We start from the raw sequence: 9,639 nt of genomic DNA, 5'->3' as shown, positions 1-9,639 counted from the left end.
CCTCATTACACCGAAGCCATTTTGAATTTGGCCGTTCTCTATAACGATTTGGGGCGCTATCCAGAGGCAAAAAAACTTTACACGAATCTTCACAAAAAAGGGACGCAAACAACGCAGGATATTGAACCCGTGTTAAGAGGAAAACTTTCTAATCTTCACGCCGATGTTGGCGACACCTACCACTCCATCGGACTTTATAAAAACGCCATTGAAGAATATAAAAAAGCCCTCAAATTAAATCCGGCCTACGTCGACATCCGAACCAAGATGGCCATTGCTTTGCGGGAAGAGGGAGATTTTGAAAATTCTCTGAAAGAATTGAAACAGGTTATCAAAGAAGACCCACGCTACATCACAGCCCACATCCAGTTGGGGATCACCTGCTATTCCGCCGGCAAATTGAGTGACGCCAAAAAAGAATGGCAGACCGCCCTGAAACAAGATTCCAAAAACGAAAGTGCGAAGATGTATTTACGGTTGTGTGAGAAGTGATTAGAGCATATCTCATAAACCGTTTTACGGACTTGTCATTCTGAGGTGTCAGCCGAAGAATCTACTTTGTTATCAAGAAGATCCTTCACGGAGTTTACCCTGAGCACGAGCAGATTCTTCGCTCCGCTCAGAATGACAATAATGGCGAAGGGTTCAGGATGACATCCATTTATGAGATATCCTCTACAGTAACTCTTCTAATCTCTTGAAAACTTTTGGAAGGTTGGCAATCTCCGGTCCACCGCCTTGGGCCATGTCGGGCCTGCCGCCGCCGGTGCCTCCCACAAGGGGAGCCAGTTGCTTCATCAGATTTCCTGCGGAATATTTTTTGGTGAGGTCGGGGGTGATCATGATAATCAAAGCCACTTTGCCGCCGGTGTCAGCGCCCAGCGCCACAATGCCGCTTCCCATTTTTTGTTTGTAGGCATCGGCTACCTCTCGCAGTTCCCCGGCGTCGGCCACCAAAACTTGTACCGCCAACACTTTCACACCGTGAATTTCTTTTATTTTTTTTAACAGATCATCCGCATTCTTTAAAGCGGCCTGCATACGTTTTGATTTTTCCTCTTTTTCTTTTTGTCTCTGTTTCTCTGTTTCTATGCCTCTCTGATTCTCTTCTTTCAAAAGGAATTCCCTTCCCCGAACAAATTCCTGCGCGGCGAATCCGGACACAGCTTCAATCCGGCGCACGCCATTCGCTACGGATCTTTCTTTGACGATCTTGATAAGACCTATTTCTCCGGTGGATGCCGTATGCGTCCCACCACAAAGCTCGATGGAAAAATCGGGGATTTGAATCAGGCGAACCACATCACCATATTTTTCGCCAAAAAAAGCGAGTGCCCCTTTTGCAATCGCCTCTTTATAAGGAAGCACTTCCACTTTGACGGGAATATTTTTGCTGATCACTTTGTTGACGAGATCTTCGATGTCCGCCAACTGCTTGTCTGTGATGGCTTCAAAATGCGAAAAGTCGAAGCGCAAATATTGGTCGTCCAGATAAGAGCCAGCCTGTTTAACGTGTCCCCCCAGAATCTGGCGAAGTGCCGCGTGCAAAAGATGAGTCGCCGTGTGATTACAACGGATTTTTTGCCGCCGCTCACGATCAATTTCCAAATTCACGCGATCCTTGACGGAGATCTCCCCCTCCACCACTTTCACATCGTGCACAAAAAGATCTGGAAACGGTTTTTGTGTATCCAAAATTTCGAGTTCGATATCTTCCGTCAATCCAATACCTGTATCCCCCACCTGTCCGCCACCCTCGGCATAAAAGGGAGTGCGGTTCACAATCAACTGGATGCGCTCTCCTTTTTTTGCATACTCAATTTTTTTTCCCTCTTTCAAAAGACCTAAAATTTCCCCGATATCCGATTCCTTTTCATAACCCACAAATTCCGTTTTCAGTCCACCCAACCTTAATGTTTGATACACGGGCTCCACCTTGAAGGAGCCGGAACCTTTCCATGCCTTGCGCGCCCGTTCGCGCTGTTTTTGCATCGCCTCTTCAAAACCTTTTTCGTCAAGATCGATTTTTTTTTCGCGGGCAATCAATTCAGTCAAATCTTTTGGGAAACCGTAGGTGTCATACAATTTGAAAACAATTTCTCCGGGAACTATCGATTGTTTTGCTTTTTGAAGCTGTTTAAATTCTTCCTCCAAAATGTTTAAGCCCCGATCCAGTGTCTCCAAGAACCGTTCCTCTTCATTTGTTAAAACTTTTACGACGATTTCTTTGTGTTGTAATAGCTCCGGATAAGCGCTTCCCATCTCTTTCATGACGGTTTCTGCAACAGCCGCAAAGAAAGGTTTATGCATTCCGAGTTTGCGTCCGTAACGAATAGCCCGTCGCAAAATGCGGCGCAGTACATAATCGCGGCCTTCGTTAGAGGGCAAAAGTCCGTCGGCAATCAGAAAAGAAGCGGCGCGAACGTGATCGGCAATCACACGCATCGCAACCGCATTTTCTTGGCTTGCATCGTGTTTTTGTTTGGTCACTCTTTCAATCGACTCAATGATGGGTGTAAAGAGATCCGTCTCCCAATTATTTTTCTTTCCCTGCAATACGCAGGCTAGACGTTCCAACCCCATACCGGTGTCGACAGAAGGTTTTGGCAACGGGGTCATCACGCCATCAGCGCCGCGATTGAACTGCATGAAAACCAGATTCCAAATCTCCATGAAGCGATCGCTTTCCAAATCTTTTTTCGTGATTTTCCCGGATCCAAAATCCCACAAAATTTCAGAACAAGGTCCGCAAGGCCCTGTATCTCCCATCGACCAAAAATTATCTTTTTCACCAAGACGGAAGATCTGATCTTTGGAAACATGCTTCAGCCAGAGTTTTCCCGCGTCGTCATCTTTTTCGTAAACGGTGATGATGAGTTTCTCTTTGGGGAGTTTCAATGTCTTCGTCAAAAATTCCCACGCAAAGGCAATCGCTTCCTCCTTGAAATAATCACCGAAGGAAAAGTTGCCGAGCATTTCAAAAAAAGTGTGATGCCGCGGCGTGTGGCCAACATTTTCCAAATCATTGTGCTTGCCGGAAACGCGCATGCACTTTTGGGAAGTAGTCGCACGCGTGGTGGCGCGTTTTTCCGCGCCCAAAAAAACGTCTTTGAACTGAACCATACCGGCGTTGGTGAAATAAAGGGTGAGATCGCCAAACGGAATAAGAGAAGAGCTGGCCACACGAGTGTGACCCGCCTTCTCAAAAAATTTCAGGAATATCTCGCGAATTTCAGAGGCGCGCATGGCGGCCGGATTTATACACGATCTCGCAAGTGTGACAAGAACCTAAACAATCCTTGATTTTTCTTACGATTTAGTTACCATCATACTGGTTAGTATTGGCGTATAAGCAACCGTTATGATGGAGGACTTAAACATGCTTCCTGTCCTTGAAAAATGGAATTTTTGGGCAAAACCAAACAACAAGGCCGGCATCAGACGCCAAATCACCGCCAACATTTCAAAATTCATAAAAAACAAACAAGTCATCTCTTTGACCGGCATCAGACGATCCGGAAAATCCACAATCATGTATCAGATCATGGATGAGCTTGTGAAAGGAGGTGAGGATCCAAAAAATATTCTTTATGTCAATTTTGAAGACCCTTTTTTTGCAAAAACCGGCGATTTGAAAATGCTGGACGCCGTTTATCAAACCTATCGCGAAAACATCAATCCGGACCGCCATCCCTATCTGTTTTTGGACGAAATACAAAACATCGAGCAATGGGAGCGCTGGGTGAGAACAAAAAACGAGCTTGGTGAAGCCAAGATATTCATCACCGGATCTTCCGCCAAACTTTTGAGTTCCGAGGTGGCTTCGGCTCTCACGGGAAGAAATATCAATTTCAAGATTTGGCCGTTATCCTTTCGTGAATTTCTAATCTTCAACGGATTGGAAGTTGGGGAAGATTCGCTCGCAATCCTGTCGAAAAAAACAAAGATAAGGTCCCTGTTAAAAAAATATCTCAAATGGGGAGGGTTTCCCGAAACGACGATGGAAAAAGACGACGAAAAAAAAGAAATTATTCTCAAACAATACTTTGAGGACATCCTTTTCAGAGATATCGTTCAAAGACACGAAATCAGGGACGTTCACAGGCTCAAAGCTCTTGCCGTAACTTATCTCACCAACATATCAAGTTTGAGTAGCTACAATAATCTCAAAAAAACGCTTGGCGCACCGCTGGATGTTATCGCCAATTATACTTCTTATCTTTCGGAGTCGTTTCTGATTTCAGAAATGCCGAGGTTTTCATTCAAACTCAAAGAACAACAGGTATCTCCCAAAAAAGTGTATTGCACCGACGGCGGAATGAGAAATTGTATCGCATTCAGATTTATGGAGGACATCGCGAAGCTTGCCGAGAACAGCGTTTATAATTTTCTTTCCATGTCAGGCAATGAAATCTACTATCACAAGGGCAGACAGGAAACGGATTTCGTCATTAAAGAGGGAATGAAAATCAGCGAGGTGATACAGGTTTCCTACACATCGAATACTCTCCCCCCAAGAGAAATTTCCGCTATTGAAGAAGCCTCACAGTTTTACGGACTGAAAAAAGCCGTCATCGTAACCGACGATATCGAAAAAGAAATCAAAACGGACCGCTTTGGCTTAAACCTCGTGCCACTGTGGAAATATCTGCTAAAGTGACGGCAGAAAATCTCTCGCGCGCTATGCTTTTTTTGCAGGCGCCGGCTCCACTTTTGCCAAACCGAATTTGGCGAAGACGGCTTTTTCTACATCTTTCATTAATTTTCCGTTTTGTTTTAAAGTGAGCACGGCATTTTCACGGCCTTGTCCGATTTTTTCACCGTTGAAGGCAAACCACGCGCCCGATTTTTCGACGACGTCTCTTTCGGTTGCCAAATCAAGCAAATCTCCTTCGCGTGAAATGCCCTGACCAAACAGAATATCAAACTCGGCTTGTTTGAACGGCGGTGCCACTTTGTTTTTCACCACTTTCACGCGGGTGCGCGAACCAATCACCTCGTCCCCGTTTTTGATCGCGGCAATACGGCGGATATCCAAACGGACGGACGAATAAAATTTCAACGCGTTTCCACCTGTTGTGGTTTCGGGATTGCCGAACATCACACCGATCTTCATGCGGATTTGGTTGATGAAAATGAGAAGGGTTTTTGATTTGTGAACGGTGCCGGTCAGCTTGCGCAAGGCCTGACTCATCAAACGAGCCTGAGCCCCCATCACCGCATCCCCCATTTCTCCTTCGAGTTCGGCCCTTGGAACAAGAGCGGCAACCGAGTCCACCACTAACACATCCACCGCTCCGGAACGAACCAAAGTTTCAGTAATTTCAAGGGCTTGTTCACCGGTGTCGGGTTGGGAAATCAAGAGATCTTCGATTTTGACACCCAACTTTTTGGCATAATCAATATCCATGGCGTGTTCAGCATCGACATAAGCAACAATGCCGCCTTTTTTCTGAGCCTCGGCAATTACCTGAAGACAGAGTGTGGTTTTGCCGGAAGATTCCGGACCAAAAACTTCGACCACGCGCCCGCGTGGAAGACCACCAACCCCGATCGCCATGTCCAGAGACAAAGACCCGGTGGAAATCACATCGACCGGTTGGACTTTCTGATTTTTGTCGAGACGCATGATGGAACCTTTTCCAAATTGTTTTTCGATACTCGCTAATGCAAGACTGATCGCTTTTTCCCGCTCACTTACTGTATCGACATTTTGGTTTTTTGTATTCTGATTCGGTTGCATAGAAACTCCTTTGTTATGAGCTGTCAGCAATCAGCTTTCAGCCTTCAGCTCTTTGAAGTCTTGGCTGATGGCTGATCGCTGACCGCTGACTGCTGAAATTTAAATTCTCTGATTGCTGTATAAATGGCCCCCTCTTTTGTCAACTGGCTTTTATATAACATTTTTTTCTGAGCCACCGGAGAGCGGTGGCCGTTACGATTTTTTTGAATGGGATGCGCCCTCCGGCAAAGCAAAAATGTTTTACTTCTGTTTTTGCGGCAGTTGCCAAGGCAATATAAACGGTGCCGACCGGTTTCTCTTTCGTTCCGCCGGTTGGACCGGCAATGCCGGTGACGGCAAGAGCGCGGGTTGTTTTGAAGTGCTTGCGCATGCCTTCCGCCATCTCTTTCGCTACCTCACCACTCACGGCACCAAATTTTTTCAATGTGTTTTTGGAAACGCCCAGCAGACGGATCTTTGCTTCATTACTATAGGCCACAATCCCGCATTTAAAATATTTCGAAGCACCAGCAACATCCGTGATCGCATTAGCAATAGCCCCACCGGTGCAGGACTCCGCAACACTCCATGTCTCTTTTCTTTTTGCTTTCATATCTACCCAGCGAGCAGAGCAAAAACAACGAACGGAACGAGAATACAGAAGAGGATACTCACAAAGCCGGCGACAATCCCCGCCACGACATCATCTATGACAATGCCAAAACCGCCATGCCACCGCCTCTCAGCCCAACCGACCGGTCCCCATTTTGCCGCATCAAAAATTCGGAAGAAGACGAAAGAGAAAAGGAGGAACCACCAAAACCCCTCCACGGGTTTCCAGAATCCAAGATAACGGACAATTCCGGCGGCCCATAGAAATCCGGCGACTTCGTCGATCACAATTTGTGATGGGTCTGCCGGTTTTTTTGCATCTTGCAAGAGGGGCAATGCGGCATTCGCCACGACGATTGCGAAGATTGTAAAAAGAAGCGTCACTAAAAAATAAAGGGACCACTCAAGACGGGAAAGTCCCAAAAAAAGGGGAATGCCGACGAGCGTTCCCAATGTGCCCGATAAAATGGGCGCATACCCAAGACCAAATACCGTCGCTAAAATTTTGATAAACACTTTTTTCATAATATCAAATTATCAAAGAGCGAAAACGTTACAAGGAGAGAAAGCAAAAAGTGATCCACCATGGAAATCTTTCTATTTTCTTTTGAGGGTTTGGAAGCGGCGGAAATGAATCGAGAGATGACGAAAATGAAGCGGTTTATTGAACGTCAAAATGGAGTATCTTTTCACCCTTACCTTTGTTAGTGAAAGTCATGGCCAAACCTCGCACAATCTATACCTGCCAAAACTGCGGGGCCCAATCGCCAAAATGGCTGGGGAAATGTCTCGATTGCAATGCGTGGAATACTTACGTTGAAGAAAATTATACCGCTCCGACGAATCAGAGCCGCTTGCCGTTGATCGACTTAAAAAAAACCACCCCACAACTTTTAAATGAAATTAGTGCTGAAGAAGGAAATCATATTCCGATTGGCATCGCGGAACTTGATCGCGTGCTGGGAGGAGGCTATGTGCCCGGCTCTGCCATCCTGATAGGCGGCGATCCCGGCATTGGCAAATCAACGCTTCTTTTGCAAACCCTTGGCAACCTTGCCAAACTTGGGAAAAAAGTTTTGTATGTTTCGGGAGAAGAATCAGCCACCCAGATTAAAGGACGCGCGGACAGACTCGCTGTTACGGAAAAAAATCTCTGGATCGTTACAGAAAATAATTTGGAACAACTTCTCGTCATTCTCAAAACTCAAAAACCTGATCTTTTGGCGATTGATTCGGTACAAACCATTTATTCCAACAATTTATCTTCAGCGCCGGGAACCGTAAGTCAGGTGCGTGAAAGCACGGGGCAACTAATCACGCTTGCCAAGGCAACCGGAATGACCTGTATTCTGGTGGGACACGTCACCAAAGAAGGTTCGCTGGCGGGACCCAAAACATTGGAGCACATGGTTGATTGCGTGCTCTATTTTGAAAGTGATCAGGGCCACGCCTTTCGTATTTTGCGCGCTGTGAAAAATCGCTACGGCGCCACCAACGAAATCGGCATTTTTGAAATGACGAGCAAAGGTTTCAAGGAAGTGGGAAATCCCTCGCATCTTTTTTTATCCGAGCGCGGAAAAAATGTCGCGGGCTCTGTAGTAGTGGCCTCGCTTGAAGGCACACGCCCGCTTCTTTTGGAAATTCAGGCCCTTGTTTCAAAATCGGGCTTCGCAAACCCAAGGCGGACGGCGATTGGCGTGGATAGCGGGCGCATGGCCTTGCTTGTGGCTGTCCTTGAAAAAATCGTCGGGCTTTCTCTTTTCGATCAGGATATTTTTATCAATGTGGCCGGAGGACTTAAAGTCACCGAACCGGCCCTTGATTTGGGAATCAGCACCGCCATTTTTTCGAGTTTTCGCAATATCCCACTTGATCCCCAAACCGTTTTGATCGGAGAAGTGGGACTCACCGGAGAAGTCCGCGCCGTAAGCCGCATGGATGCCAGACTCAAAGAAGTTTCCAAACTCGGGTTTACCCAAGCCTTCATTCCTCAAAGCAACGCACAAAAAAATGGAGTGGAAGGTTTGAAAATCAATGGTATAAAAACCATCGAAGAGTGCTTTCACACATTATTTTAAGGAAGTGGTGAAAAAGTTGTGTGAGGGGTTTCGGGGCCGCGGTTCCCGACGGGTCGTCCCGTCGGGCCCGCTTATCGCTCGGCAATTTTGGCTTTATACCCCGTTTGTTAAAATTGCCTGCGCGAAACCCCGAAACCCCTCACACAACTTTTTCACCACACATATTATTTTAGTTTTTATTGTCCATGGTCCATAGTCCATGGTCCGCTTTTATGGAATTTCTTTCAGCCCTTTCGGGCAATATCATTTATGCCCTCATTTTTTTCGCTCTCTGTTTGTGCGGGCTTGGCATTCCTCTGCCTGAAGAACTGACTCTCGTCACCGCCGGTTACTTAAGTTACGAAGGAGAGGTTGATCTTTTCAAAATGTGGGTGCTCTGCATTGTGGCCATTACTTTTGGGGACAGTCTGCTTTTTTTCATCGGGCGTAAGTGGGGAAGGAAATTGGCAAACCATCCCAAAATTGCAAAATTTTGGCATTTGGAAAGACAAGAAAAGGTCAAAACTTATTTCAAAAAGGCGGGCATCCGAACCATTTTCATTGTGCGCTTTTTGTCCGGTTTAAGAGGGCCTGTTCACGTTCTGGCGGGCTCTTCCGGTTTCCCCTTCTTGAAATATCTAATCACCAATTTTTGTGCCATCATCATACATGTGACGGTTGTTGCGGGACTCGGCTACGTTTTTGGCAACCACATTGATGTGGTCCGGCATAATGTGGAAACCGTCAAACATGTGATCATTCTTCTTCTCATCTTGGCCGGAATTCTTTTGTTTATCAAATACAGTTACTCCAGAAGAAAATTGCCGGCCAAATTATCCAAATCTTAGGGAAATCTTCCATTGAGTTTCCAACTGTTTTGGACAACAGCCTATGTTATTGCTGAGATCCTTCAGTGGCTACTGTTGCCTCGGTTAAGTTTTTGTTTACCTTATTTTTAAAATCGATGATTCCGGAACCTGTTGAAGCGGATTCCTTACATTTTTTGGCTATCTCCGACATGAAAGGAGTTCCCTCGGCTTTATCGGCAACAACATTGCCTTGTCCATCCTTTACGGTGCATGCGTCAATCTCATTTTTAGTTGAAATGTAATCCCTCAGTTTCACCCTTCCACCGAATAGTCAGATAGGGTCCATCCTTAAAAAAGGCATGTGAAGTTTTTCGCCATTCTATTTTCAACCGGTGATTCGGGATTTGTTCGATGTTTTATTAAAAAAGTCTTGTCTTTT

9 protein-coding genes are annotated in these 9,639 nt (G+C 45.9%); 4 read left to right on the top strand and 5 right to left on the bottom strand.

The genetic code is table 11. The annotated features are described in order from the left end of the window. Positions 1-492 (top strand): tetratricopeptide repeat protein (locus HY877_00520; GenBank protein ID MBI5298773.1); only part of this gene is annotated, 492 nt, incomplete at its 5' end. A gap of 183 nt (positions 493-675) precedes the next feature. Here HY877_00520 and alaS read toward each other — a convergent pair. Further along, positions 676-3,246, bottom strand: a complete 2,571-nt coding sequence (alaS, locus tag HY877_00515) for an alanine--tRNA ligase (protein MBI5298772.1) — start codon at positions 3,244-3,246, stop codon at positions 676-678. A 133-nt stretch (positions 3,247-3,379) separates the two neighbouring features. Here alaS and HY877_00510 point away from each other — a divergent pair, with 133 nt between their 5' ends. Next, positions 3,380-4,660: an ATP-binding protein gene (locus HY877_00510; protein ID MBI5298771.1), complete on the top strand. Its 1,281-nt coding sequence runs from the start codon at positions 3,380-3,382 to the stop codon at positions 4,658-4,660. 21 nt (positions 4,661-4,681) lie between these two features. Here HY877_00510 and recA read toward each other — a convergent pair whose 3' ends face one another. From recA to HY877_00495, 3 genes are all read right to left on the bottom strand, one after another. Beyond that, on the bottom strand, positions 4,682-5,743 hold the full coding sequence (gene recA / locus HY877_00505; protein MBI5298770.1) for a recombinase RecA: 1,062 nt from the start codon (positions 5,741-5,743) through the stop codon (positions 4,682-4,684). A 139-nt stretch (positions 5,744-5,882) separates the two neighbouring features. Beyond that, positions 5,883-6,335, bottom strand: a complete 453-nt coding sequence (locus HY877_00500; GenBank protein ID MBI5298769.1) for a CinA family protein — start codon at positions 6,333-6,335, stop codon at positions 5,883-5,885. Between the two features lie 2 nt (positions 6,336-6,337). Continuing rightward, complete coding sequence (locus HY877_00495) at positions 6,338-6,859, bottom strand: phosphatidylglycerophosphatase A (GenBank protein ID MBI5298768.1); 522 nt, start codon at positions 6,857-6,859, stop codon at positions 6,338-6,340. Between the two features lie 191 nt (positions 6,860-7,050). On the opposite strand from HY877_00495, the gene radA reads away from it, so the two are divergent. Next, positions 7,051-8,412 carry a DNA repair protein RadA gene (gene radA / locus HY877_00490; GenBank protein MBI5298767.1) on the top strand — a complete coding sequence of 454 codons (1,362 nt, stop codon included), beginning with the start codon at positions 7,051-7,053 and terminating at the stop codon, positions 8,410-8,412. Between the two features lie 185 nt (positions 8,413-8,597). After that, a complete protein-coding gene (locus HY877_00485; protein ID MBI5298766.1) occupies positions 8,598-9,239 on the top strand; it encodes a DedA family protein in 642 nt (213 codons plus the stop codon). A gap of 46 nt (positions 9,240-9,285) precedes the next feature. On the opposite strand, the gene HY877_00480 is transcribed toward HY877_00485, so the two are convergent. Continuing rightward, positions 9,286-9,516 carry a hypothetical protein gene (locus HY877_00480; protein MBI5298765.1) on the bottom strand — a complete coding sequence of 77 codons (231 nt, stop codon included), beginning with the start codon at positions 9,514-9,516 and terminating at the stop codon, positions 9,286-9,288. Between the last annotated feature and the right edge of the window lie 123 nt (positions 9,517-9,639).

The sequence above is a fragment of the Deltaproteobacteria bacterium genome, assembly GCA_016213065.1.
Taxonomy (GTDB): Bacteria; UBA10199; UBA10199; order SPLOWO2-01-44-7; family SPLOWO2-01-44-7; genus JACRBV01.
The sequence above is the reverse complement of the archived record's forward strand: the minus strand, read 5'-3'. Positions and strand labels throughout refer to the sequence as shown.